Origin of the sequence: Enterococcus sp. AZ067, from assembly GCF_051715005.1 — a bacterium.
Taxonomy (GTDB): domain Bacteria; phylum Bacillota; class Bacilli; order Lactobacillales; family Enterococcaceae; genus Enterococcus_D; species Enterococcus_D casseliflavus.
On sequence record NZ_JBIOSY010000001.1, the window covers coordinates 267410 to 292655 of the forward strand.

The 25246-nt window shown below is 42.8% G+C and carries 39 protein-coding genes; 37 read left to right on the forward strand and 2 right to left on the reverse strand.

Features of this window, described 5'->3' with window-relative positions; genetic code table 11:
* The first annotated feature begins 39 nt into the window (after positions 1–39).
* From rpsG to tuf, 3 genes are all read left to right on the forward strand, one after another.
* The gene (gene rpsG / locus IGI82_RS01265) at positions 40–510 is read left to right on the forward strand and encodes a 30S ribosomal protein S7 (RefSeq protein ID WP_003127957.1); all 471 of its coding nucleotides are present in this window, start codon (positions 40–42) and stop codon (positions 508–510) included.
* Between the two features lie 80 nt (positions 511–590).
* The gene (gene fusA, locus IGI82_RS01270; RefSeq protein ID WP_005226900.1) at positions 591–2675 is read left to right on the forward strand and encodes an elongation factor G; all 2085 of its coding nucleotides are present in this window, start codon (positions 591–593) and stop codon (positions 2673–2675) included.
* Between the two features lie 148 nt (positions 2676–2823).
* Positions 2824–4011, forward strand: coding sequence for an elongation factor Tu (tuf, locus tag IGI82_RS01275; RefSeq protein WP_005226902.1), 1188 nt, complete (start codon positions 2824–2826; stop codon positions 4009–4011).
* Between the two features lie 127 nt (positions 4012–4138).
* On the opposite strand, the gene IGI82_RS01280 is transcribed toward tuf, so the two are convergent.
* Together IGI82_RS01280 and IGI82_RS01285 are read right to left on the reverse strand one after the other, a co-directional pair.
* Entirely contained in the window at positions 4139–4864 is a 726-nt protein-coding gene (locus IGI82_RS01280; protein WP_015508810.1) for a nitroreductase family protein, read from the reverse strand.
* Entirely contained in the window at positions 4848–6293 is a 1446-nt protein-coding gene (locus tag IGI82_RS01285; protein WP_438841725.1) for a PLP-dependent aminotransferase family protein, read from the reverse strand. Before IGI82_RS01285 ends, IGI82_RS01280 begins: the two co-directional genes overlap by 17 nt.
* A gap of 107 nt (positions 6294–6400) precedes the next feature.
* Between IGI82_RS01285 and thiD the strand changes: the two genes are divergently transcribed.
* From thiD to truA, 34 genes are all read left to right on the forward strand, one after another.
* Complete coding sequence (thiD, locus tag IGI82_RS01290; protein ID WP_438841726.1) at positions 6401–7231, forward strand: bifunctional hydroxymethylpyrimidine kinase/phosphomethylpyrimidine kinase; 831 nt, start codon at positions 6401–6403, stop codon at positions 7229–7231.
* A gap of 341 nt (positions 7232–7572) precedes the next feature.
* Complete coding sequence (gene rpsJ, locus IGI82_RS01295; RefSeq protein ID WP_003127966.1) at positions 7573–7881, forward strand: 30S ribosomal protein S10; 309 nt, start codon at positions 7573–7575, stop codon at positions 7879–7881.
* A 22-nt stretch (positions 7882–7903) separates the two neighbouring features.
* Entirely contained in the window at positions 7904–8533 is a 630-nt protein-coding gene (gene rplC, locus IGI82_RS01300; RefSeq protein WP_003127967.1) for a 50S ribosomal protein L3, read from the forward strand.
* A gap of 29 nt (positions 8534–8562) precedes the next feature.
* On the forward strand, positions 8563–9186 hold the full coding sequence (gene rplD / locus IGI82_RS01305) for a 50S ribosomal protein L4 (RefSeq protein WP_005226910.1): 624 nt from the start codon (positions 8563–8565) through the stop codon (positions 9184–9186).
* The gene (locus IGI82_RS01310) at positions 9186–9479 is read left to right on the forward strand and encodes a 50S ribosomal protein L23 (protein WP_005226911.1); all 294 of its coding nucleotides are present in this window, start codon (positions 9186–9188) and stop codon (positions 9477–9479) included. The genes rplD and IGI82_RS01310 overlap by 1 nt, the downstream gene beginning before the upstream one ends.
* A 39-nt stretch (positions 9480–9518) precedes the next feature.
* Positions 9519–10352, forward strand: a complete 834-nt coding sequence (gene rplB / locus IGI82_RS01315; protein WP_005226912.1) for a 50S ribosomal protein L2 — start codon at positions 9519–9521, stop codon at positions 10350–10352.
* A gap of 42 nt (positions 10353–10394) precedes the next feature.
* Positions 10395–10673 (forward strand): 30S ribosomal protein S19, encoded by a 279-nt coding sequence (rpsS, locus tag IGI82_RS01320; RefSeq protein ID WP_005226914.1) that lies wholly within the window; start codon positions 10395–10397, stop codon positions 10671–10673.
* A gap of 23 nt (positions 10674–10696) precedes the next feature.
* Entirely contained in the window at positions 10697–11044 is a 348-nt protein-coding gene (gene rplV / locus IGI82_RS01325) for a 50S ribosomal protein L22 (protein ID WP_003127973.1), read from the forward strand.
* Positions 11045–11057: 13 nt separating this feature from the next.
* Entirely contained in the window at positions 11058–11714 is a 657-nt protein-coding gene (rpsC, locus tag IGI82_RS01330) for a 30S ribosomal protein S3 (RefSeq protein ID WP_005226916.1), read from the forward strand.
* A gap of 2 nt (positions 11715–11716) precedes the next feature.
* Entirely contained in the window at positions 11717–12151 is a 435-nt protein-coding gene (gene rplP, locus IGI82_RS01335; RefSeq protein WP_005226918.1) for a 50S ribosomal protein L16, read from the forward strand.
* Positions 12141–12329: a 50S ribosomal protein L29 gene (rpmC, locus tag IGI82_RS01340; RefSeq protein ID WP_002288664.1), complete on the forward strand. Its 189-nt coding sequence runs from the start codon at positions 12141–12143 to the stop codon at positions 12327–12329. The genes rplP and rpmC overlap by 11 nt, the downstream gene beginning before the upstream one ends.
* 24 nt (positions 12330–12353) lie before the next feature.
* Positions 12354–12620 (forward strand): 30S ribosomal protein S17, encoded by a 267-nt coding sequence (rpsQ, locus tag IGI82_RS01345; protein WP_003128005.1) that lies wholly within the window; start codon positions 12354–12356, stop codon positions 12618–12620.
* A gap of 60 nt (positions 12621–12680) precedes the next feature.
* Positions 12681–13049 carry a 50S ribosomal protein L14 gene (gene rplN / locus IGI82_RS01350; RefSeq protein ID WP_003128006.1) on the forward strand — a complete coding sequence of 123 codons (369 nt, stop codon included), beginning with the start codon at positions 12681–12683 and terminating at the stop codon, positions 13047–13049.
* A 35-nt stretch (positions 13050–13084) separates the two neighbouring features.
* Positions 13085–13396 (forward strand): 50S ribosomal protein L24, encoded by a 312-nt coding sequence (gene rplX, locus IGI82_RS01355; RefSeq protein WP_003128007.1) that lies wholly within the window; start codon positions 13085–13087, stop codon positions 13394–13396.
* A gap of 27 nt (positions 13397–13423) precedes the next feature.
* On the forward strand, positions 13424–13963 hold the full coding sequence (rplE, locus tag IGI82_RS01360) for a 50S ribosomal protein L5 (protein WP_005227088.1): 540 nt from the start codon (positions 13424–13426) through the stop codon (positions 13961–13963).
* 18 nt (positions 13964–13981) lie between these two features.
* A complete protein-coding gene (locus IGI82_RS01365) occupies positions 13982–14167 on the forward strand; it encodes a type Z 30S ribosomal protein S14 (protein ID WP_003128010.1) in 186 nt (61 codons plus the stop codon).
* 32 nt (positions 14168–14199) lie between these two features.
* Positions 14200–14598 (forward strand): 30S ribosomal protein S8, encoded by a 399-nt coding sequence (rpsH, locus tag IGI82_RS01370; protein ID WP_005227093.1) that lies wholly within the window; start codon positions 14200–14202, stop codon positions 14596–14598.
* A gap of 31 nt (positions 14599–14629) precedes the next feature.
* Complete coding sequence (gene rplF, locus IGI82_RS01375; RefSeq protein WP_005227095.1) at positions 14630–15166, forward strand: 50S ribosomal protein L6; 537 nt, start codon at positions 14630–14632, stop codon at positions 15164–15166.
* 57 nt (positions 15167–15223) lie between these two features.
* Positions 15224–15580, forward strand: a complete 357-nt coding sequence (gene rplR / locus IGI82_RS01380) for a 50S ribosomal protein L18 (RefSeq protein ID WP_005227097.1) — start codon at positions 15224–15226, stop codon at positions 15578–15580.
* Between the two features lie 20 nt (positions 15581–15600).
* A complete protein-coding gene (gene rpsE / locus IGI82_RS01385; protein WP_003128014.1) occupies positions 15601–16101 on the forward strand; it encodes a 30S ribosomal protein S5 in 501 nt (166 codons plus the stop codon).
* A 13-nt stretch (positions 16102–16114) separates the two neighbouring features.
* Positions 16115–16294, forward strand: coding sequence for a 50S ribosomal protein L30 (rpmD, locus tag IGI82_RS01390; RefSeq protein WP_003128015.1), 180 nt, complete (start codon positions 16115–16117; stop codon positions 16292–16294).
* Positions 16295–16334: 40 nt separating this feature from the next.
* A complete protein-coding gene (rplO, locus tag IGI82_RS01395; RefSeq protein WP_003128016.1) occupies positions 16335–16775 on the forward strand; it encodes a 50S ribosomal protein L15 in 441 nt (146 codons plus the stop codon).
* Positions 16775–18070, forward strand: a complete 1296-nt coding sequence (gene secY, locus IGI82_RS01400) for a preprotein translocase subunit SecY (protein ID WP_005227099.1) — start codon at positions 16775–16777, stop codon at positions 18068–18070. Before rplO ends, secY begins: the two co-directional genes overlap by 1 nt.
* Positions 18071–18130: 60 nt before the next feature.
* Complete coding sequence (locus IGI82_RS01405; protein ID WP_005227100.1) at positions 18131–18775, forward strand: adenylate kinase; 645 nt, start codon at positions 18131–18133, stop codon at positions 18773–18775.
* A 188-nt stretch (positions 18776–18963) separates the two neighbouring features.
* Entirely contained in the window at positions 18964–19182 is a 219-nt protein-coding gene (gene infA, locus IGI82_RS01410) for a translation initiation factor IF-1 (RefSeq protein ID WP_002288695.1), read from the forward strand.
* A gap of 32 nt (positions 19183–19214) precedes the next feature.
* Positions 19215–19331 (forward strand): 50S ribosomal protein L36, encoded by a 117-nt coding sequence (gene rpmJ, locus IGI82_RS01415; protein ID WP_002288710.1) that lies wholly within the window; start codon positions 19215–19217, stop codon positions 19329–19331.
* A 17-nt stretch (positions 19332–19348) separates the two neighbouring features.
* Entirely contained in the window at positions 19349–19714 is a 366-nt protein-coding gene (rpsM, locus tag IGI82_RS01420) for a 30S ribosomal protein S13 (protein WP_005227102.1), read from the forward strand.
* 27 nt (positions 19715–19741) lie between these two features.
* The gene (gene rpsK / locus IGI82_RS01425) at positions 19742–20131 is read left to right on the forward strand and encodes a 30S ribosomal protein S11 (protein ID WP_005227104.1); all 390 of its coding nucleotides are present in this window, start codon (positions 19742–19744) and stop codon (positions 20129–20131) included.
* 79 nt (positions 20132–20210) lie between these two features.
* Complete coding sequence (locus IGI82_RS01430; protein ID WP_008376367.1) at positions 20211–21149, forward strand: DNA-directed RNA polymerase subunit alpha; 939 nt, start codon at positions 20211–20213, stop codon at positions 21147–21149.
* A 70-nt stretch (positions 21150–21219) separates the two neighbouring features.
* The gene (gene rplQ, locus IGI82_RS01435; protein ID WP_003128038.1) at positions 21220–21600 is read left to right on the forward strand and encodes a 50S ribosomal protein L17; all 381 of its coding nucleotides are present in this window, start codon (positions 21220–21222) and stop codon (positions 21598–21600) included.
* A 271-nt stretch (positions 21601–21871) separates the two neighbouring features.
* A complete protein-coding gene (locus IGI82_RS01440) occupies positions 21872–22708 on the forward strand; it encodes an energy-coupling factor ABC transporter ATP-binding protein (RefSeq protein ID WP_005227109.1) in 837 nt (278 codons plus the stop codon).
* A complete protein-coding gene (locus IGI82_RS01445) occupies positions 22684–23550 on the forward strand; it encodes an energy-coupling factor ABC transporter ATP-binding protein (RefSeq protein ID WP_005232516.1) in 867 nt (288 codons plus the stop codon). Before IGI82_RS01440 ends, IGI82_RS01445 begins: the two co-directional genes overlap by 25 nt.
* On the forward strand, positions 23540–24337 hold the full coding sequence (locus IGI82_RS01450) for an energy-coupling factor transporter transmembrane component T family protein (protein ID WP_005227113.1): 798 nt from the start codon (positions 23540–23542) through the stop codon (positions 24335–24337). Before IGI82_RS01445 ends, IGI82_RS01450 begins: the two co-directional genes overlap by 11 nt.
* Before the next feature lie 155 nt (positions 24338–24492).
* Positions 24493–25239: a tRNA pseudouridine(38-40) synthase TruA gene (gene truA, locus IGI82_RS01455; RefSeq protein WP_010748617.1), complete on the forward strand. Its 747-nt coding sequence runs from the start codon at positions 24493–24495 to the stop codon at positions 25237–25239.
* The last annotated feature ends 7 nt before the right edge of the window (positions 25240–25246 follow it).

Consider the following 25246-nt stretch of genomic DNA (forward strand, 5'->3'; position numbering starts at 1 on the left):
TTTAAATCAGAACTGATATCTCGGAAGGAGGAGTTACGGATGCCTCGTAAAGGTCCTGTTGCAAAACGTGATGTTTTACCAGATCCTATTTATAACTCAAAATTAGTAACTCGTTTGATCAACCGTGTAATGGTTGATGGTAAACGCGGTGTTGCTGCAAATATTATCTACAATGCTTTTGGCATTATCAAAGAATCTACAGGAAATGATCCATTGGAAGTTTTCGAACAAGCAATGAAAAACATTATGCCTGTATTGGAAGTTAAAGCTCGCCGTGTCGGTGGTTCTAACTACCAAGTACCAGTAGAAGTACGTCCTGAACGTCGTACAACTCTAGGTCTTCGTTGGGTGGTAAACTACGCTCGTTTGCGTGGCGAACACACAATGGAAGAACGTCTTGCAAAAGAAATCATGGATGCAGCAAACAACACTGGTGCTTCTGTGAAAAAACGCGAAGACACACACAAAATGGCGGAAGCCAACCGCGCATTTGCTCACTATCGTTGGTAAGATCCTCACTGCTTTTTATTGGAAGGTACTGAGACAACCTTAGCTTAAGTTAAGTAAGAATGAGAGGGGAACAACCTAGAATGGCAAGAGAATTTTCGCTAGAAAAAACTCGTAATATCGGGATCATGGCCCACGTTGACGCTGGTAAAACAACGACAACTGAACGTATCCTTTATTACACAGGTAAAATCCATAAAATTGGTGAAACACATGAAGGTGCTTCTCAAATGGACTGGATGGAACAAGAACAAGAACGTGGGATCACAATCACTTCTGCTGCGACAACTGCGCAATGGAAAGAAAACCGCGTAAATATCATCGACACACCAGGACACGTGGACTTTACAATCGAAGTGCAACGTTCATTGCGTGTACTTGATGGTGCTGTAACTGTGTTGGACTCACAATCAGGTGTAGAACCTCAAACAGAAACAGTTTGGCGTCAAGCGACAGATTACCGCGTACCACGTGTTGTATTCTGTAACAAAATGGACAAAATTGGTGCAGACTTCTTATACTCTGTATCAACTTTACATGATCGTTTACAAGCAAATGCTCACCCAATCCAATTACCAATTGGTGCGGAAGATGACTTTACTGGTATTATCGACTTAGTAAAAATGAAAGCTGAAATCTACACAAATGACTTAGGAACTGAAATCCAAGAGACTGAAATTCCTGAAGAATACGTAGAATTAGCTGAAGAATGGCGCGAAAAATTAATCGAAGCTGTTGCTGATACTGATGAAGAACTAATGATGAAATTCTTGGAAGGTGAAGAAATCACTGAAGAAGAATTGAAAGCTGGTATTCGTCAAGCAACTTTGACTGTTGACTTTTTCCCTGTTCTTTGCGGATCTGCCTTTAAAAACAAAGGGGTTCAATTGATGTTGGATGCAGTCATCGACTACTTGCCTTCACCACTTGATGTTCCTGCGATTAAAGGGATCAATCCTAAAACAGACGAAGAAACTGATCGTCCGGCTGACGATGAAGCACCATTTGCTTCATTAGCATTTAAAGTAATGACTGACCCATTCGTAGGTCGTTTGACATTCTTCCGTGTGTATTCAGGTATCTTGAACTCTGGATCATACGTATTGAATGCTTCAAAAGGCAAGCGCGAACGTATCGGTCGTATCCTACAAATGCACGCCAACACTCGTGCTGAAATCCAAACAGTATACTCAGGCGATATCGCCGCTGCTGTTGGTTTGAAAGACACAACAACTGGGGATACACTATGTGATGAAAAATCACCAGTAATCCTTGAATCAATCGAATTCCCAGAACCAGTTATCGAAGTCGCTGTTGAGCCTAAATCAAAAGCTGACCAAGATAAAATGGGGGTTGCTTTACAAAAACTTGCTGAAGAAGATCCATCATTCCGTGTGGAAACAAACGCTGAAACAGGCGAAACTGTTATCGCTGGTATGGGAGAACTTCACTTGGACGTCTTAGTTGACCGTATGCGTCGCGAATTTAAAGTTGAAGCAAACGTAGGTGCGCCTCAAGTTTCTTATCGTGAAACATTCCGTGCAGCAACACAAGCGGAAGGTAAATTTGTACGTCAGTCTGGTGGTAAAGGTCAATACGGTCACGTATGGGTCGAATTTACACCAAACGAAGAAGGTAAAGGCTTCGAATTCGAAAACGCGATTGTCGGTGGTGTGGTTCCTCGTGAATACATCCCAGCAGTTGAAAAAGGACTTGAAGACTCAATGGCGAACGGTGTCTTAGCCGGTTACCCATTAGTAGACATCAAAGCAAAACTTTATGATGGTTCATACCATGATGTCGATTCAAGTGAAACTGCCTTCCGTGTTGCAGCTTCTATGGCTTTACGTGCTGCAGCGAAGAAAGCAAACCCAGTAATTCTTGAACCAATGATGAAAGTAGTTATCACTGTACCAGAAGATTACTTAGGTGATGTTATGGGTCACGTAACTGCTCGTCGTGGACGCGTAGAAGGAATGGAAGCACACGGTAACTCACAAATCGTGAACGCAATCGTGCCATTAGCTGAAATGTTCGGTTACGCAACAACACTTCGTTCATCAACACAAGGTCGCGGTACGTTCATGATGACATTTGATCACTATGAAGATGTACCTAAATCTGTTCAAGAAGAAATCATCAAGAAAAACGGCGGCAAAGCTGAATAATTGATGGAAGTATAGGAAATTAAGTAAAAAGCTATATTTTTTTCTGAGTTTCGTGTACAATATTATCGATGATAAGGGATGGGGAGCTGCGGCTCCCTACCTATCAAATATAAAAAATAAACTGCATTTTTAGGAGGAACATTTTAAAATGGCAAAAGAAAAATTTGACCGTTCTAAACCCCACGTAAACATTGGTACGATCGGACACGTTGACCATGGTAAAACTACACTTACAGCTGCTATCACAACTGTATTATCTAAAAAAGGTTTGGCTCAAGCTTCAGCTTACGACCAAATCGATGGCGCTCCAGAAGAACGCGAACGCGGAATCACTATCTCAACTGCTCACGTTGAGTACGAAACTGAAGCACGTCACTATGCTCACGTTGACTGCCCAGGACACGCGGACTACGTTAAAAACATGATCACTGGTGCTGCTCAAATGGACGGCGCGATCTTAGTAGTATCTGCTGCTGATGGTCCTATGCCTCAAACACGTGAACACATCTTGTTATCACGTAACGTTGGTGTACCATACATCGTTGTTTTCTTAAACAAAATGGATATGGTTGATGACGAAGAATTACTAGAATTAGTTGAAATGGAAGTTCGTGACTTATTGTCAGAATATGACTTCCCAGGCGACGATGTTCCTGTAATCGCTGGTTCTGCTTTGAAAGCTCTTGAAGGCGATGCTTCATACGAAGAAAAAATCATGGAATTAATGGCTGCAGTTGACGAATACGTTCCAACTCCAGAGCGTGACACTGACAAACCATTCATGATGCCAGTCGAAGACGTATTCTCAATCACTGGACGTGGTACTGTTGCTACAGGCCGTGTTGAACGTGGACAAGTTCGCGTTGGTGACGAAGTTGAAATCGTTGGTATTGCTGAAGAAACTGCTAAAACAACTGTAACTGGTGTTGAAATGTTCCGTAAATTGTTAGACTATGCTGAAGCAGGGGATAACATTGGTGCATTGCTACGTGGTGTTGCTCGTGAAGACATCCAACGTGGACAAGTATTGGCTAAAGCTGGTACAATCACACCTCATACAAAATTTAAAGCTGAAGTTTACGTTTTAACAAAAGAAGAAGGTGGACGTCACACTCCATTCTTCACTAACTACCGTCCTCAGTTCTACTTCCGTACAACTGACGTAACTGGTGTTGTTGAATTACCAGAAGGAACTGAAATGGTTATGCCTGGTGATAACGTAACAATCGACGTTGAATTGATCCACCCAATCGCTATCGAAGACGGAACTCGTTTCTCAATTCGTGAAGGCGGACGTACTGTTGGTTCAGGCGTTGTAACTTCAATCCAAGCTTAATTTGATTGATCGAAGAGCAAAAGCGTACGCGCTTTTGCTCTTTTTTTGACTTTTGTAGAAAAAAGCCGCTCTCTCTAGCGTGGATGAATCCGTTACGGTTCATCGAAGCTAAAGAGAGCGGTGCTTTTTATTTTATTAGATTTTGCTTCTTCAAGAAGGCGTCAAATCCTTGGTCAGGACGATTGCTGTAAAAGCCAGCGAATTTTTCTGACCATGGTTTGGTCTCGCGGGCTTCTCCAAAAGCAGTCATCGTTTGATCGTACGCTTCGATCGCCTCATAAGAATAGTCCTGATAATGGTTGTAATGAATGACCGCTTCTTCTGGCAAGCGAGGTTTGACCTTCATTTCTACGATTGGTTTACCGATGCTCAAGCCAGCCACAGGATAGACATATTCTGGTAAGTGCAACAATTCAGCGATTTTGGCGCTGTCTTTGCGGACACTGCCAGAAATGACGGTGCCTAAGCCCAGTGATTCAGCAGCGATCGCACCAGATTGCAAAGCGATGCTGGCATCAGTGGTGGCGATCAATAGTGGCTGATAGCCCTCATCGATTGGATAGGGAGTCTGTTTTTCGTCAGCAACTTTTTTGGTTCGATTTAAATCAGCTAAAAATAGCAGAAAGAGTGAACTTGCTGCGATATGAGGATTGCCAGGATTCCATTCGACCATTTGTTGGCGAATCTGCGGGTCGTCGATCACTAAGATCGAATAGGCTTGCCCGTTCATCCAGCTAGGTGCTTGACGAGCCGCAGTCAAAATCGCGGTTACTTGCTCTTGGCTCAAGCGGTAGTCAGGGTCAAATTGTCGGTAAGTGCGGTGATTGTGCAAAAGCTCAATGGTTTCGTTCATAGGTTTGCTCCTTTAACTGTTGGGTGATTTTTGTGAATCGTTCTTGAAATAGCGGTAAATCATCTTTGGCTAAGCGGGTATAGTTCAAACGCAAGCCATTCGTATCGTTACTGAAAAGAAACGCAGGTGCTACTAAGCAATCGTTCGCCAAAAAGAGTGACCAATCTTTGCGAGTCAATGTGCGGTGACGCCAAGTCAACCACAGGTAAAGACCACCTTTCGTCGGCTGCCACTGCCAATCCTCCTGAAATGCCTGCAAGAGTTGGAGTAAGTCTTGCTGACGCTGGGCCATTTCTGCAAGCAGTGTCCGCTGCTGCTGGTGGTAATCAGAGGAGCGTAAGGCGATGTTGGCAAGGACTTGCGGGAAGATCGTGGTATCGATCGCCATCCGTTTTTTCGCTTGGGCAAATTGGTCGGCTAACGCTTCTGGCACCAAAAGCCAGCCGATTTTGATGGATGATCCTAGTAATTTTGAAAGCGAGCCTAAATAAATGACGGTTTCGGGAGCCATGGATTTTAGCTTGGGCGGTACTTTATCAAAAGCCAACTCGCTAAAAACATCGTCTTCTATGATCGGTACTTGGTAGGTCTGGCAAAGGCGGATGATCGCTTGGCGCCGATGGTCACTCATAGTATGACCCGTTGGATTTTGGAAGGTGGGATTCAGATAGACGAATTTGATCTTCTTTTCCTTCAACACTTTTTCCAATGCCGCAGGCCGCATCCCTTCGCTATCTTGCTTGATCCCGATCAGCTGGACATTCATCGTGGAAAACAAGGGGAGAGAGAACAAGAAAGAAGGGTCCTCTGTCGCGATACAATCCCCCGCATGCAATAAGACTTGCATTAGCAAGGTGATTCCTTGTGTCGATCCAGCAGTGATCACTAGTTTTTGTCCGTTGGTGGGCAAATTGAAGGAATCAGCAAGGTGCTGCAATAAGATTTCTTGCAAAGGTTCATAACCCGTCGGTAATACTTTGGTGCTTTCTTTGCGAATCTCTTCCCAGGTAAAGGCAGGAAACGTGAAATCGGGGATCAGATCGGCAGGTAGATCACCTGTGTACAGATCCAGCACATCCTTCTCAGTGCGCAAATGCTGAATCTGTTGAACGTAAGGGTCTTGCTGCAGATAAGGGCTGCTTAAAGACGAGCGCAAATAAGAAAGTGGCGTTTGGCGGTTCCCCCAACGCCCTTCCAATACACGAGAGCCGCTGCCTTGTTTTCGTTCGATCCATCCTAAGCTTTTCAATTCATCTAACGCTTTGACGACGGTGGAACGATTGACGCCAAAAGTCTGGGCGAGGCTGCGCTCTGGCGGCAAACGATCCCCAGGTCCATAGGTTCCCGCTTGGATCTCTTCGATAAAATGAGTCACGATCTGCTGGTAAATCGGTTGTTTCTTCTGTTTGTCGATACTTGATGAAGCCATCCTGCACCACCTTTTTCAATTGGATGGTTTAAAAATAAGCCAAATGGCTCTTTTCGTCAAGGGGAAGATTGACTATACTTAGCAAAAAGCACAAGGAGATGAGGAAGATGGAAAAAGTCCTATCAATTGCTGGGTCGGATTCAACCGGAGGTGCCGGTATCGAAGCAGATTTAAAAACATTTCAGGAATATGGTGTCTTTGGTTTTGCCACGATCGCTTCGATCGTCACGATGGACCCACAAGCAGGTTGGAGCCATGAAGTAACGGCGATGGAAACAGCGCTTGTCGAAAAACAAATGATCTCTGCTTTTGCAGGTGATCCGATGGATGCTCTAAAAACGGGCATGTTAGGCAATGAAGACAATATTGTCCAAGCTGCGCAGATGATCCAACAGCAGCAAGTCAAAAATGTGGTGATCGATCCTGTCATTGCTTGCAAAGGGACTGCAGAAATCTTACAGCCAAAAAGCGTCGATGCCATCATCACGCATTTGTTGCCGTTAGCAGATGTTGTCACCCCCAATTTAGTAGAAGCGGGGATTCTTTCAGGTTTGGGTGATTTGACGAGTGTGGAGGCCATGAAGCAAGCTGCTGAAAAAATCCATGAATTAGGTGCTAAATACGTCGTGATCAAAGGGGGGCATCGCTTGCCAGGAGCAAAAGCCATTGACCTCGTTTATGATGGGCAATCCTTCCTCTTGTTAGAAAGTGAAAAAATCGCTACCGATTTCAATCACGGGGCAGGCTGCACCTTTTCAGCTGCGATCACTGCGGGTCTTGCAAAAGGCAAACCCGTCGTGGAAAGCGTTCGGTTAGCGAAAGCCTTTGTCACAGCGGCAATCAAAGAAGGAGTGGTGATCAATCCTTATGTGGGTCATGTGTGGCATGGTGCCTATACCCACGCCCGAGACCGTATGGAGGAGGAAGCGCCGCAATAGCAGGTTTTCTTCTATAATAAATAGGAAATGAAGAAGTGCTTAAAAGAAGCGGTCAACGCTTCTTTTTTTGTGTTACGAAACCAAAAGAAAATTTTCTGAAAGAAATGCAAAAGAATCCCGGTTTTTCCATAAAAAAAGCTTGCAATCAATGTTTATCCGTAATATAATCATAAAGGTGCTGTTTACGTAAATACGTAAGTCACACTGGCAGCAAAGAAATTTTCTGCCGGCTACGAAACGAGAGGTTGCGACACGCCCGGACGCTTTGCCATGGACGAGCGTGACGGAAAATTTTCGTGGAGCTATGTCTACTTTTCAAAATAGGCGAAGGAGGGAAAACAATGGCAAAACAAAAAATTCGTATCCGTTTAAAAGCGTATGAACATCGTATTTTAGATCAATCAGCGGATAAAATCGTAGAAACTGCAAAGAGAACTGGAGCTGGCGTATCTGGTCCAATTCCATTACCAACTGAACGCAGCTTGTACACGATCATCCGTGCGACGCACAAATACAAAGATTCACGCGAACAATTCGAAATGCGTACACACAAACGTCTAATCGACATTGTGAATCCAACACCAAAAACTGTTGATGCTTTAATGAAGCTAGACTTGCCAAGCGGTGTTAATATCGAAATCAAACTATAATAATTAAGATGGAGGTGTAATCATGACCAAAGGAATCTTAGGGAAAAAAGTGGGAATGACTCAAATCTTCACTGAATCTGGCGAATTGATTCCAGTAACTGTAGTAGAAGCTACACCAAACGTAGTGCTACAAGTGAAAACAATCGAAAATGACGGCTACGAAGCAATTCAAGTCGGCTACCAAGATATGCGTGAAGTTTTGTCTAACAAACCTGCGAAAGGTCATGTTGCAAAAGCAAACACGGCTCCTAAGCGCTTCATTCGCGAATTCAAGAATGTAGAGCTAGAGGGCTTAGAAGTAGGATCAGAAATCAAAGTTGATATTTTTGAAGCAGGAGACATCATCGATGTAACCGGCACTTCGAAAGGTAAAGGATTCCAAGGCGTTATCAAACGTCACGGACAAAGCCGCGGACCAATGGCTCACGGTTCTCGTTACCACCGTCGTCCTGGATCAATGGGTCCAGTTGCACCTAACCGTGTATTCAAAAACAAACGTCTTGCTGGACGTATGGGCGGAAATCGCATCACGATCCAAAACTTGGAAATCGTACGCGTAGACGCAGAACGCAACGTTATCTTGATCAAAGGTAATGTACCTGGCGCGAAAAAATCATTGATTACAATCAAATCAGCTGTGAAAGCTAAATAAGTAGATAGGAAGAAAGGAGGAACTAAGGAATGCCGAATGTAGCATTATTCAAACAAGATGGAAGCCAAAATGGCGAAATTACATTGAACGAAGAAATCTTCGGAATCGAACCAAATGAATCAGTTGTCTATGATGCAATCATCATGCAACGCGCTTCATTAAGACAAGGAACACACGCTGTGAAAAACCGCAGTGCCGTTCGTGGCGGTGGCCGTAAACCATGGCGCCAAAAAGGAACTGGACGTGCCCGTCAAGGTTCAATCCGTTCACCACAATGGCGTGGAGGTGGCGTAGTCTTCGGACCAACACCACGTTCATACAGCTACAAACTTCCTAAAAAAGTTCGTCGCTTAGCAATGAAATCTGTATTGTCAGAAAAAGTTGCTTCAAATAACTTGGTAGCAGTAGAAGGATTAAGCTTTGATGCTCCAAAAACAAAAGAATTCAAACAAGTTTTAGCTAACTTGACAATTGACTCTAAAGTATTGGTAGTTTTAGAATCTGAAAACGACTTTGCCGCTTTATCTGCGCGCAACTTGCCAAAAGTTTCTGTAGTTACTGCTGATAACATTAGTGTTTTAGACATCGTTTCTAACGACAAAATGTTAGTGACACAAACTGCTCTTACTCAGATCGAGGAGGTGCTTGCATAATGAACTTACTAGACGTTATTAAACGCCCAGTGATCACTGAAAAATCAATGCTTGCCATGGATGACAAGAAATACACTTTTGAAGTGGACACAAAAGCTAACAAAACTTTAGTAAAACAAGCTGTAGAAGCTGCCTTTGACGGAGTGAAAGTGGCAAACGTGAACATCATCAACGTTCGTCCGAAATTCAAACGCATGGGTAAATATGCAGGATATACAAAAAAACGTCGCAAAGCTGTTGTGACTTTAACTGAAGATTCTAAAGAAATCCAAATTTTCGAAGCTGCTGAATAAGCAACTCACGCATAAACTTTACATGGGAGGGAAAAAGACGTGGCGATTAAAAAGTACAAACCTACCACGAACGGCCGTCGTAATATGACAAGTTCTGATTTCGCTGAAATCACAACTTCTACACCAGAAAAAACATTGTTAGCTCCTTTGAAAAACAATGCTGGTCGTAACAACAACGGACGTATCACGGTTCGTCATCAAGGTGGCGGTCACAAACGTCAATACCGTTTGATCGATTTCAAACGTAACAAAGACAACGTCGTTGCTACGGTTAAAACGATTGAATATGATCCAAACCGTTCTGCTAACATTGCGTTAGTACATTACGAGGATGGAGTAAAAGCATACATCTTAGCACCTAAAGGATTAGAAGTTGGCATGACTGTCGTTTCTGGTCCAGATGCAGATATTAAAGTAGGGAATGCATTACCACTAGAAAACATTCCAGTCGGTACTGTTATCCACAACATCGAAATGAAACCTGGTAAAGGTGGACAATTGATTCGTTCAGCTGGAACAAGTGCTCAAGTACTTGGTAAAGAAGGCAAATACGTATTGATCCGCTTGAACTCTGGTGAAGTACGAATGATCTTAGCATCATGTCGTGCAACAATCGGTTCTGTTGGTAATGAACAACACGAATTGATCAACATCGGTAAAGCCGGTCGTTCTCGTTGGATGCGCAAACGCCCAACTGTACGTGGTAGCGTAATGAACCCTAATGATCACCCACACGGTGGTGGTGAAGGTAAAGCACCAATCGGACGTAAAGCACCAGTTTCTCCTTGGGGACAACCTGCACTTGGTTACAAAACACGTAACAAAAAAGCAAAATCAGACAAACTTATCGTTCGTCGTCGTAAAACTAAGTAATATACTTGACCGTGTGTCGCACATTTTGAGAGGAGGTACACCATGGGTCGTAGTTTGAAAAAAGGACCTTTTGTCGATGACCATTTGATGAAAAAGGTCGAAGCACAAGAAGGCGCTGAAAAGAAAAAAGTGATCAAAACTTGGTCACGTCGTTCTACAATTTTCCCTAATTTTATCGGATTTACAATTGCTGTGTATGATGGACGGAAACATGTACCAGTTTACATCCAAGAAGACATGGTAGGACACAAATTAGGTGAATTTGCACCAACTAGAACTTATCGCGGACATGCTGCCGATGATAAGAAAACAAGACGCTAATTTTGAGGGGAGGATATCCAAAAATGGCAGAACAAATCACATCAGCGAAAGCAACTGCTAAAACAGTCCGCGTTTCTCCTCGTAAATCTCGTCTAGTTATTGACTTAATCAGAGGGAAAAGCGTTGCTGAAGCAATCGCGATCTTAAAGTTCACACCAAACAAAGCAGCTGGAATCATCGAGAAAGTCTTGATGTCAGCTATTGCCAATGCAGAAAATAATTTTGACTTAGATGTTGAAAACTTGATTGTTTCTGAAGCATTCGTAAACGAAGGACCAACGATGAAACGTTTCCGTCCACGTGCGAAAGGTTCAGCTTCACCGATCAACAAACGTACAAGTCATATTACTGTAGTCGTATCAGAAAAATAAGGAGGGACAATCAGTGGGTCAAAAAGTACATCCAATTGGAATGCGTGTAGGCATCATCCGTGACTGGGATGCTAAATGGTATGCTGAAAAAGAGTATGCTGAATTTCTACATGAAGATTTGAAAATCCGTAAATTTATCGCATCTAAACTTGCTGATGCCGCTGTGTCTACAGTTGAGATCGAGCGTGCAGCAAACCGCGTGAATATTTCAATCCACACAGCTAAACCAGGTATGGTTATCGGTAAAGGCGGATCTGAAGTCGAAAACCTAAGAAAAGAATTAAATAGCCTAACTGGCAAACGAGTTCACATCAACATCGTTGAAATCAAAAAACCAGATTTAGATGCTAAATTAGTAGGCGAAGGAATCGCACGTCAATTAGAAAACCGTGTTGCTTTCCGTCGTGCTCAAAAACAAGCGATCCAACGCACAATGCGTTCTGGCGCTAAAGGAATCAAAACACAAGTTTCTGGCCGTCTAAATGGTGCGGATATCGCTCGTTCAGAAGGTTACTCAGAAGGAACCGTTCCACTTCATACATTACGTGCGGACATTGATTATGCATGGGAAGAAGCAGATACAACATACGGAAAACTAGGAGTTAAAGTGTGGATTTATCGTGGAGAAGTTCTTCCAACTAAAAAGAACACTGAGAAAGGAGGGAAATAAACATGTTAGTACCTAAACGTGTAAAACACCGTCGTGAGTTCCGCGGAAAAATGCGTGGCGAAGCGAAAGGCGGAAAAGAAGTAGCATTCGGTGAATACGGCTTACAAGCTGTTGAATCACACTGGATCACAAACCGTCAAATCGAAGCTGCCCGTATCGCAATGACTCGTTATATGAAACGTGGCGGGAAAGTATGGATCAAAATTTTCCCTCACAAATCTTATACTGCCAAAGCTATCGGGGTACGTATGGGTTCTGGTAAAGGGGCTCCTGAAGGATGGGTATCACCAGTTAAACGTGGTAAAATCATGTTTGAAATTGCCGGTGTACCTGAAGAAGTTGCGCGCGAAGCGCTACGTCTTGCTTCTCACAAATTACCAGTGAAAACGAAGATCGTAAAACGTGAGGAAATGGGTGGTGAATCGAATGAAGGTTAAAGAAATCAGAGAATTAACCACTGCCGAAATGCTAGATCAAGAAAAACAATTGAAAGAAGAATTGTTCAATCTTAGATTCCAATTAGCAACAGGTCAATTAGAAAACACTGCACGTATCAAAGAAGTACGTAAATCGATTGCACGCATTAAAACAGTATTGCGTGAACAAGCTAAGTAATAGTGGAAGGAGGCCATTTAGCGTATGACTGAAGAAAGAAATCAACGCAAAGTTTACCAAGGTCGCGTGGTATCAGACAAAATGGATAAAACTATCACTGTTGTCGTTGAAACAAAGAAAAACCACCCTATCTACGGCAAACGTCTGAACTATTCTAAGAAATACAAAGCACACGATGAAAACAACGAAGCAAAAGTTGGCGATATCGTGAAAATTATGGAAACTCGTCCATTATCAGCTACGAAACGTTTCCGTCTAGTAGAGATTGTTGAAAAGGCAGTGATTATCTAATCACACGAGATTTTCCTATATAGATTGTGAATTGCAAAATCTGAAAGGAGGATACACATCGTGATCCAAGCAGAAAGCCGATTAAGAGTGGCGGACAACTCAGGTGCCCGTGAAATTCTAACGATCAAAGTCCTTGGCGGATCTGGTCGTAAAACTGCCAATATTGGTGACGTGATTGTTGCTACGGTTAAACAAGCAACGCCAGGTGGGGTTGTCAAAAAAGGTGACGTCGTTAAAGCCGTTATCGTTCGTACTAAATCAGGAGCTCGTCGTACAGACGGTTCATACATCAAATTCGATGAAAATGCTGCGGTTATTATCCGTGACGATAAGAGCCCTCGTGGAACTCGTATCTTTGGCCCAGTTGCCCGCGAATTGCGTGAAGGCAACTTTATGAAGATCGTTTCCCTAGCACCAGAAGTATTGTAATAGTGATTCTTATCTAAAGGAGGTGCGAAACAAACATGTTTGTTAAAAAAGGCGATAAAGTTAAAGTTATCACTGGTAAAGACAAAAACAAAGAAGGCGTTGTGCTAGCAGCGTTTCCTAAAAAAGACAAAGTCGTTGTTGAAGGTGTCAATGTTGTCAAAAAACACCAAAAACCTTCTCAAACTGCTCCTCAAGGCGGAATCGTTGAAATGGAAGCACCAATTCATGTTTCTAACGTGATGGTGGTTGATCCATCGAACGGTGAAGCTACGCGTGTCGGTTACAAAGAAGTTGACGGCAAAAAAGTCCGCGTTTCTAAGAAAACCGGAGAAGTTCTTGATAAATAATCTGATGAAGGAAGGAGGGGCTAACAGATGAACCGCCTTAAAGAAAAATATTCAAAAGAAGTTGTCCCATCATTAATGGACAAATTTAACTACAGCTCAATCATGGAAGCACCAAAAGTTGATAAAATCGTTATCAACATGGGTGTCGGTGACGCTGTTTCTAATGCTAAAAACTTAGACAAAGCTGTTGAAGAATTACAATTGATCTCAGGTCAAAAACCATTGATCACAAAAGCGAAAAAATCTATCGCAGGATTCCGTTTACGTGAAGGAATGCCAATCGGTGCGAAAGTAACACTACGCGGCGAAAGAATGTATGAATTCTTAGATAAACTAGTAAGTGTGTCATTGCCACGTGTCCGTGACTTCCACGGTGTGAGCAAAAAAGCGTTCGACGGACGCGGAAACTACACTTTAGGTATCAAAGAACAATTGATTTTCCCTGAAGTAGATTATGATTTGATCGACAAAGTACGTGGTATGGATATCGTGATTGTAACAACAGCAAACACAGATGAAGAATCTCGTGAATTGTTGACACAATTAGGCATGCCATTCCAAAAATAAAAAAAGGAGGCGAACTACGTGGCTAAAAAATCAATGATTGCTAAAAACAAACGCCCTGCTAAATTCTCAACGCAAGAATACACTCGTTGTGAACGTTGCGGACGTCCACATTCAGTTTATCGTAAATTTCATCTTTGCCGTATTTGCTTCCGCGAACTTGCCTATAAAGGACAAATTCCCGGCGTGAAGAAAGCTAGCTGGTAAACTATACTCGCATAAAGGAGGTAAATTATCCCATGGTCATGACAGATCCAATTGCAGATTTTCTAACGCGCGTGCGTAACGCAAACATGGTTAAACACGAAAGCCTAGAAGTACCTGCTTCAAAAATCAAACGTGATATCGCTGAAATCTTGAAACGTGAAGGTTTCGTCCGCGATGTTGAATACATTGAAGATGACAAACAAGGCGTGATCCGCGTATTTCTTAAATACGGTAAAAACGGTGAACGTGTTATCACAAACTTAAAACGTATCTCTAAACCAGGCTTGCGTGCTTATGTCAAAGCTGACGAAGTACCAAAAGTATTGAATGGTCTAGGAATCGCGATTATCTCAACTTCTGACGGTGTAATCACTGACAAAGAAGCTAGAGCAAAAAATGTTGGCGGCGAAGTAGTCGCTTATGTATGGTAATTTAAAATATTCCACAAGGAGGTGCCTCTAAGTGAGTCGTATCGGTAATAAGATCGTCGTTCTTCCTGCTGGTGTTGAAATCAAGCAAAACGGAAACGACATTACAGTTAAAGGACCTAAAGGTGAATTAACACGTACTTTCTCTTCTGATATCACAATGAATATCGAAGGAAACGAAGTAACATTCACTCGTCCAAATGATAGTAAAGAAATGAAAACTATCCACGGAACTACCCGTGCAAACTTCAACAACATGGTTGTTGGTGTTTCTGAAGGTTTCCAAAAAGCGTTAGAATTAATCGGGGTTGGGTACCGTGCTCAATTACAAGGGAAAAAACTTGTATTGAACGTTGGTTACTCTCATCCAGTTGAAATCGAAGCGCCAGCTGGAATCGAAATCGAAGTTCCTTCAAACACTTCTGTGATCGTTAAAGGATCAGATAAAGAAGTCGTTGGCGAATTGGCTGCCAATATCCGTGGCGTTCGTCCTCCAGAACCTTATAAAGGCAAAGGAATTCGTTATGTTGGCGAATTTGTACGCCGTAAAGAAGGTAAAACTGGTAAATAGTCGTAATTCTTTACGACTAGCAGCTTAGGCTAGCAAAATTAAAAGAGGTGACAAATTGTGATTACAAAACCAGATAAAAACAAGACACGTCAGAAAAGACATCGTCGTGTACGTAACAAAATCTCTGGTACTGCTGAGTGCCCACGCTTAAACGTGTTCCGTTCGAACAAAAACATCTACGCACAAGTAATTGATGACGTAGCGGGTGTGACGCTAGCAAGTGCCTCTGCCTTAGACAAAGAAGTTTCAGGTGCAACAAAAACTGAACAAGCACAAGCTGTCGGTAAATTAGTCGCAGAACGTGCAGCAGCAAAAGGTATTAAAGTAGTAGTCTTTGACCGTGGTGGATACCTTTACCATGGCCGTGTAGCAGCTTTAGCTGAAGCAGCTCGCGAAAATGGACTGGAATTTTAAGAGAAGGAGGAACACCATTCATGGTTTATATTGATCCAAAACATTTGGAATTAGAAGACCGCGTTGTTGCGATCAACCGTGTAACTAAAGTTGTTAAAGGTGGACGTCGTCTACGTTTTGCTGCATTAGTTGTTGTCGGTGACAAAAACGGACACGTAGGTTTCGGTACTGGTAAAGCACAAGAAGTACCAGAAGCAATCCGTAAAGCAATCGAAGACGCGAAGAAAAACTTGGTGGAAGTACCAATGGTTGGTTCTACAATCCCTCACGAAGTTATCGGTGTATTCGGCGGCGGACGCATCCTTATGAAACCTGCTGTAGAAGGTTCTGGGGTAGCTGCTGGTGGACCAGTTCGTGCCGTATTGGAATTAGCTGGGGTAGCTGATATCACATCTAAATCTTTAGGTTCTAACACACCAATCAACGTTGTTCGCGCAACAGTTGAAGGTTTAAAACAATTAAAACGCGCTGAAGAAGTGGCAGCACTTCGCGGCAAATCAGTAGAAGAATTAATCGGTTAAGGAGGACACTATAATGGCTGAATTGAAAATTACTTTAAAACGCAGTATTATCGGACGTCCCCAAAACCAACGTGATACTGTAAAAGCGTTAGGTCTTACAAAGTTGAATTCAACAGTTGTAAAACCTGCTAATGATGCAATCAAAGGCATGGTTAACACTGTTTCTCACTTAGTGGACGTTGAAGAGGTCTAAGGATCAGCAGATCTAGTTTGATTAAGGAGGTGCCAAACCTATGAAACTTCATGAATTAAAACCATCAGAAGGCTCACGCCAAGTACGTAACCGTGTCGGTCGAGGAACTTCATCTGGTAACGGTAAAACAGCTGGACGTGGACAAAAAGGTCAAAAAGCTCGTTCAGGCGGCGGAGTACGTCTAGGATTCGAAGGTGGACAAACACCATTGTTCCGTCGTTTACCAAAACGTGGCTTTACAAATGTGAACCGCAAAGAATATGCAGTCATCAATCTTGATGTCTTGAACCGCTTTGAAGACGGTGCTGAAGTAACACCTGTTGCTTTACACGAAGCTGGAATCGTCAAAGACGAAAAAGCTGGAATCAAAGTATTAGCTAACGGAGAATTAACGAAGAAATTGACTGTGAAAGCAGCTAAATTCTCAAAAGCAGCTGAAGAAGCAATCGTTGCTGCTGGTGGATCAATCGAGGTGATCTAATGATCAGACTATTGAAGGATGCCTTTAAGGTTAAGGATATTAGATCCAGAATATTGTTCACCGTCTTAATCTTGTTTGTCTTTCGTCTGGGAACACATATTACTGTGCCAGGCGTAGACGCAAGTCGCCTAAATACCATCGCGGATCTACCATTTTTAAACATGTTAAACTTGGTAAGTGGTGGCGCCATGCAACAATTTTCGATTTTCTCGATGGGGGTTTCGCCTTACATCACTGCCTCAATTGTTATTCAGTTGTTGCAGATGGATATCGTCCCTAAATTTGTTGAATGGTCGAAACAAGGTGAAGTGGGTCGTAAGAAACTAAATCAGGCAACACGTTACTTGACGTTGGTATTGGGCTTTGTCCAATCCATGACATTAACGGCTGGATTTAACTATTACACTCAACTCGGGTTTGTAAACAATCCTAATATGGCAACCTATATCGTGATCGGTCTGATTTTAACAGCCGGAACGATGTTAGTCACTTGGTTAGGAGAGCAGATCACCGAGCGTGGTATCGGAAACGGTGTGTCAATGATCATCTTTGCAGGGATCATTTCACGCTTACCAGCAAGCATCAAAGAATTGATTGAAGATTACTTCATTAACGTGGATCAATCGGATATCTGGCTAAATGCTATCTTTATGGCGCTGCTTGTGATCGCTGTGTTGATCGTCATTACTTTAGTAACGTATGTTCAACAAGCAGAACGCAAGATTCCGATCCAATATACAAAACGGGTAGCAGGAGCGCCTACCAGCAGTTACCTTCCTTTGAAAGTAAATGCTGCCGGGGTTATCCCAGTTATCTTTGCCAGTTCTTTTATTACAACACCAAATGCGATCATTCAAGCATTAGGTAGTTCATATAGAGGAGAAACTTGGTACGAAGTGGTGCAAACGATCTTTAGTTACAACACTGTACCGGGTGCGATCATCTATACTGTCTTGATCGTTGCGTTTACTTTCTTCTACGCATTTGTTCAAGTAAACCCTGAGAAATTAGCGGAAAACTTGCAAAAACAAGGAAGTTACATTCCGAGTGTGCGTCCTGGTAAAGGAACCGAAGAATATGTATCACGTTTGTTGATGCGATTAAGCACGGTTGGATCGATCTTTTTAGGATTGGTTGCTTTACTTCCAATCATCGCTCAGATGGCTTGGAATCTACCGCAATCGATCGGTCTAGGTGGAACGAGTCTATTGATCATTATCGGTGTGGCACTTGATACTGCCAAGCAGTTAGAAGGGCTTATGCTGAAACGGAAATATACTGGTTTCATCAATTAAAGTTATTGAAGTGTTGAGGATTTCCTCAACACTATTCAAAAACTTACAGGAGGAATTAGAATGAACTTCATTTTAATGGGATTACCTGGTGCTGGAAAAGGTACTCAGGCAGAACGTATCGTTGCTGAATACGGTCTTCCTCATATTTCAACAGGCGATATGTTTCGGGCTGCGATGGCGAACGAAACAGAACTAGGCCTTAAAGCAAAATCATACATGGATCAAGGCGCATTAGTTCCTGATGAGGTTACAAATGGGATCGTTAAAGAACGTTTAGCTGAACCTGATACCGAGAAAGGTTTCTTATTAGATGGTTTTCCTCGTACATTGGATCAAGCAAAAGCGTTAGATGAGATGCTAGCTGACCTTAACAAAAAACTTGATGCCGTTATTGATATTCATGTTCCTGAAGAAGTTCTTGTAGAACGTTTAGCCGGCCGCTTCATGTGCCGCAATTGTGGGGCAACTTATCATAAATTGTTCAATCCTCCAAAAGAGGAAGGAACATGTGATCGTTGTGGAAGTCATGACTTCTACCAACGTGAAGATGATAAGCCTGAGACGGTCAAAAATCGTCTAGCTGTCAATATCAAAAGCAGTGAACCAATTTTGACTTATTACAAAGACAAAGGGTTATTGCAATCGATTGATGGGGATCGCGACATCGACGCTGTATTCGAAGATGTTCAAAAGATCATTGACTAATCATAGATTGCCCGAGTCCAACTTGCAGCTTAAAACTTTCTCTTGAAATCTTTGACAGGATATGATAGAATATGTCAGTCCGACTTCTACTTTTTATTAAGTAGGAGCATAGTTTGAGAATATCAGGTGGGAACCGAGTTTCCGCCATTTTATCGTGTGAAAATCACAAGTACAAGGAGGTACTGTGCGTGGCAAAAGAAGATATGATTGAAGTCGAAGGTACAGTCGTCGAAACTTTGCCGAATGCAATGTTTAAAGTAGAATTGGAAAACGGACACCAAGTTCTAGCGACCGTTTCTGGTAAGATCCGGATGCACTACATTCGTATTTTACCTGGAGACAAAGTGACGGTGGAATTATCCCCGTATGATCTGAACCGTGGCCGCATTACTTATCGCTTTAAATAATTGTACTCCGTAAAACCACAGGAGGTATTATCATGAAAGTAAGACCATCAGTAAAACCAATGTGCGAACATTGTAAAGTAATTCGTCGTAAAGGACGCGTTATGGTGATTTGCCCAGCAAATCCAAAACATAAACAACGTCAAGGATAATCGGAGGTGTAACAAATATGGCTCGTATTGCAGGAGTAGATATTCCTCGTGATAAACGTGTGGTCGTTTCACTTACTTATATCTATGGTATTGGTAACACGACTGCAAAACAAATTTTAGCTGACGCTGGCGTGTCTGAAGAAGTTCGCGTTCGTGATTTAACGAATGAACAAACAGATGCTATCCGTGCGGAAGTTGATAAATTAAAAGTTGAAGGTGACCTTCGTCGTGAAGTGAACTTAAACATCAAACGATTGATGGAAATCGGTTCTTACCGTGGAATCCGTCATCGCCGTGGATTGCCAGTTCGTGGACAAAACACGAAAAACAATGCACGTACTCGTAAAGGCCCGTCTAAAACAGTCGCAGGCAAGAAAAAATAATTCCTAAGTGAAGGAGGTTAAAACTTCATGGCAGCAAAAAAAGTGAGTCGTAAACGCCGTGTGAAAAAGAATATTGAAGCGGGTATTGCACATATTCACTCAACATTCAATAATACAATCGTAATGATCACTGATACTCATGGTAATGCATTAGCATGGTCATCAGCTGGTTCATTAGGTTTCAAAGGAAGCAAAAAATCTACTCCTTTTGCCGCTCAAATGGCAGCAGAAACAGCTACCAAAGCAGCAATGGAACACGGATTAAGAACTGTTGAAGTAACAGTTAAAGGACCTGGTTCTGGACGTGAAGCAGCAATTCGTTCATTACAAGCAGCAGGTTTGGAAGTGAGTGCGATCCGTGACGTGACTCCAGTCCCTCATAATGGATGCCGCCCTCCAAAACGCCGTCGTGTTTAATGAGTGCTGCTCATTTTGAGTGTAACAAATACGTCATTGAACAAGACACTTTTCGTTTTGAAAGGGGTAATAGATAAGAATGATTGAATTCGAAAAACCAAGAATCGCAAAGATTGATGAAGACAAAGATTATGGCAAGTTCATCGTGGAACCTCTTGAAAGAGGCTACGGAACTACACTAGGAAATTCCCTACGTCGTATTTTATTATCTTCTTTACCTGGTGCGGCAATCACCAATATTCAAATCGATGGAGTTTTACACGAATTCTCAACTGTTAAGGGTGTTCGGGAAGACGTTGCTCAAATCATCTTGAATATTAAAGGTCTTGCATTGAAAATGTACGGGGATGAAGAAAAGACCCTTGAAATTGATATTTCAGGACCTGCTACAGTAACTGCTGGCGATATCATCGTTGATAGTGATGTAGAAATCCTTAACAAAGATATGTATATCTGTACCGTTTCTGAAGGTGCTACGTTCCATGCTCGCTTAACAGTGAAACCTGGCCGCGGCTACGTTCAAGCGGACGAAAACAAAAAAGAAGACATGCCGATCGGCGTTCTTCCAGTCGATTCAATCTATACACCAGTACGTCGTGTCAACTACCAAGTAGAAAACACACGTGTCGGTCGTCGGGATGATTTCGACAAATTAACGATGGAAATATGGACTGATGGCTCAATCGAACCATTGGAAGCAATGAGTTTGTCTGCGAAGATCATGACTGAACATTTAGACATCTTTGTTAACCTAACGGATGAAGCGAAAAACGCTGAAATCATGGTTGAGAAAGAAGAAACACAAAAAGAAAAAATGTTGGAAATGACGATCGAAGAATTAGACTTATCTGTTCGTTCATACAACTGTCTAAAACGTGCAGGAATCAATACTGTACAAGAATTGACAAACAAATCTGAACCAGAAATGATCAAAGTAAGAAACTTAGGCCGTAAATCTCTTGAAGAGGTCAAAGTGAAATTACATGATTTAGGTTTAGGACTACGTAAAGACGATTAAACCGTTTTCGATTACGTTAGTTCGGTTCGTCTGACCGATACAACATTCGAAAGTGAAGGAGGGAAACCACGTGAGTTATCGTAAACTAGGACGCACATCTAGCCAACGTAAAGCGATGTTGCGTGATTTGACAACTGATTTATTCATTAACGAACGTATCGTTACGACTGAAGCTCGTGCGAAAGAAGTTCGTTCAACTGCAGAAAAAATGATCACTTTAGGTAAACGTGGTGATTTGCATGCACGTCGTCAAGCAGCAGCATTCGTTCGTAATGAAGTTGCAAGTGTACGTGAAGAAAACGAAGAAGTAGTTATTGAATCAGCATTACAAAAATTATTCAATGATATCGCTCCTCGTTACACAGATCGCCAAGGTGGATATACTCGTATCTTGAAAACAGAACCAAGACGCGGAGATGCTGCACCAATGGTTATCCTAGAACTTGTTTAAAATCACACTTATCATCACTTTATAGATGTTTACTAAGAGTGTTATGATGTTGGAAGAAACTTTCCGAGTCTAGCTCAGCGCCTACACCTCGATGTATTTCGAGGTGTACGCACTCATCATAAAGTGCTTTTTTTTTACTTTCGATTACCTGTCAAGACAGGTGATGGCAAGTGAAAAAAAGATCTGGAGACAAATCGTGCGCGAATCATTGAAAAACGTGCGCTTTTTTGGTAGTGTTAGAAAGAATTAATCGCAAATGAAGGAGTCTATCATGAAGCCAATCATTGAATTGAATGCTATTACTGTGCGTTATAGCGAAGAAGAGCGTGCCGCGTTAAATAACGTATCCTTTTCCATCAACAAAGGGGAATGGGTGGCGTTGATCGGCCATAACGGCTCTGGAAAATCAACTTTAGCAAAAACCATCAATGGCTTGATCTTGCCGCAAGAAGGCAGTGTTTCTGTCGGCGAATTGCCTTTGAATGAAGAAAATATCTGGAATATTCGAAAAATGGTCGGTATGGTCTTTCAAAACCCTGACAATCAATTCGTTGGTTCGACGGTGGAAGATGATGTGGCTTTCGGTTTGGAAAATCAAGGAATCCCACGTGAAGAAATGCTGGTTCGTGTCAAAGACGCTCTGGAACAAGTACGGATGAGCGAGTTTGCGACCCGGGAACCCGCGCGTCTTTCTGGTGGTCAAAAACAGCGGGTAGCCATTGCGGGCGTCGTTGCATTGCGCCCAGATATCATCATTCTTGATGAAGCCACTAGTATGCTAGATCCAGAAGGTCGTGAAGAAGTGATCGCAACGATCAAAAAAATCAAAGAAAAAAACAATTTGACCGTGTTATCGATCACCCATGATATCGATGAAGCAGCCAACGCCAATCGGGTGCTGGTGATGCGTCAAGGAGAGCTCGTCCGCGAGGGGACACCCGCAGAGATTTTTTCTGCAGGTCCAGAACTGATTGAGCTAGGCTTAGATCTGCCATTTCCTGAAAAATTAAAGGCGGCACTAAAACAGCGGGGCGTCACGGTACCGCAAGCGTACTTAACTGAAGAAGGGATGGTGGATTGGCTATGGACATCCGTTTTGAACAAGTAGGATTCACCTACCAACCGCATTCTCCGTTTGAACAGCGGGTTTTGTTCGATATCGATTTAGAGATCAAAGAAGGCTCTTATACCGCCTTAGTCGGTCATACAGGGAGCGGAAAATCTACGTTGTTGCAGCACTTGAATGCATTATTAAAACCAACGACTGGCACGGTCACGATCGGTGAGCGAGTCATCAAACCCGAGACAGATAACAAAAATCTAAAACCGTTACGTAAAAAAGTCGGGATCGTTTTTCAATTTCCTGAATCCCAATTATTTGAAGAAACCGTTGCGAGAGATATCGCTTTTGGACCGAAAAACTTTGGGGTCTCCGAAGAAGCAGCCAAAGGTTTAGCCCAAGAATACATTCAATTGGTAGGTTTAGATGAAAGTTTTCTGGAACGTTCACCATTTGACCTTTCAGGGGGGCAAATGCGCCGTGTAGCGATTGCTGGGGTCTTGGCTATGGAACCAGAAGTTTTGGTCTTAGACGAGCCGACAGCTGGCTTAGATCCACAAGGACGCAAAGAGATGATGGAAATGTTTGATCGCCTGCATCGGGAAAAGAACATGACGATCATTTTAGTGACCCACTTGATGGATGATGTGGCAAACTATGCTGATTATGTCTATGTGTTAGAAAAAGGCCGTCTCGTCAAAGCAGGCACGCCGTCTGTTGTGTTTCAAGACACTGCCTGGCTGCAAGAAAAGCAGCTAGGGGTACCGACAGCAACTGCATTTGCGGAGCAACTACAAGCCAGAGGATTGGCATTTGAGCAGTTGCCGCTAACAGCTGATGAGCTGGCAGATGTTTTAGTAGCAAAGGGGGCGACTGCCCATGATGAATAAACTGATTTTCGGTCGTTTTATTCCTGGGGACTCCTTGATCCACCGTTTAGATCCACGAGTCAAATTGATTGCTAGTTTTTATTTTATCGCGATTATCTTTTTGGCGAATAATTGGCAAAGCTATTTATTAGCGGGTGCTTTTACGCTCTTTTGTATCTCCTTTTCAAAAATCGATTTTGGCTTCTTTATTCGAGGCGTGCGTCCTTTGATTTGGCTGATTTTATTTACTGTGGCGTTACAGATTTTATTTACTACCGGCGGCGACGTCTACTGGTCTTGGTGGATCTTTAACATCACAGAATTTGGTGTCCAAAACGGGATTTTTATTTTTTGCCGTTTTGTTTTGATCATTTTCATGTCGACCTTGTTGACGTTAACGACGCCCCCATTAGAGCTTTCAGATGCGATCGAATACATTTTGCGTCCTTTAAAAGCGATCCGTTTCCCTGTCCATGAAATCTCACTGATGCTGTCGATTGCGTTGCGCTTTGTGCCAACCTTAATGGATGAAACAGAAAAAATCATGAACGCCCAGCGTGCCCGTGGGGTCGATTTCGGCGAAGGGGGACTGTTGCAGAAGATGAAGGCGATCGTTCCTTTGTTGATTCCTTTATTTGTCAGCAGCTTTAACCGTGCGGAAGATCTAGCTACCGCTATGGAAGCCAGAGGCTATCAAGGCGGCGAAGGCCGTACGAAGTATCGTATTTTACATTGGCATCAACGAGACACATTGGTTGTCATCGTTTTTGCGCTCTTTACAGTAGCGTTAGTGTTCTTAAGAGGATAATCGAAGACCTATGATTGAAGTCAACCCACGAAAGGTTCTTAACGAAGCAACGAGGCTGCTGGAGATCCCAGCGGCTGGTTCGAAAAGGCCTGTCGATCGATCAGACTTTTCTCATAGGCCTTTTTTTGAAAAAATAGAAAGAAACAGGTGATTCAATGGTCCGCTATAAAGCGACGATCGCTTATGATGGCACGAATTTTCAAGGATTTCAGCGTCAACCCAATGGACGAACGGTTCAAGAAGAGATTGAAAAGACATTAACGAAGATGAACAATGGTCAGCCGATTCAGATTCATGGCTCTGGCCGCACCGATGCGGGGGTCCATGCGCAAGGGCAAGTGATCCATTTCGATTTCCCTCAAAAGCGCCCACTGGAAAAAATGCGCTTTGGTTTAGATACCCAAACGCCAGAAGATGTTGCGGTAAAATCGGTGGAGATCGTTGACGATACCTTCCATGCCCGCTACTTAGTCGTTGAAAAAACCTACCAGTTTCGAGTGGACATTGGGAAACCTCGCAGTCCTTTCCGCCGTCATTATGCCAGCTATTATCCGTATCCGCTAGATTTGGAAAAAATCCAACGAGCGTTGCCAGATTTTTTAGGCACCCATGACTTTACCAGTTTTTGCGCGACGGGCAGTTCCGTCGATGACAAAACACGGACGATCCATGAAGCGTCCATGGCGGTCAATGACGCTGGAGATGAGTTGATTTTCACCTTTCGCGGCGATGGATTTTTGTACAAGATGATCCGAATCATGGTGGGCACATTGTTGAAAATCGGCAATGGACGACTCGCACCTGACAGTATTCCTGCGATCATTGCACAAAAAGACCGAAATGCAGCAGGTCCCACAGCTCATCCAGAAGGATTGTATTTGGTTCACGTTGCCTATGAATAAGGAAAAA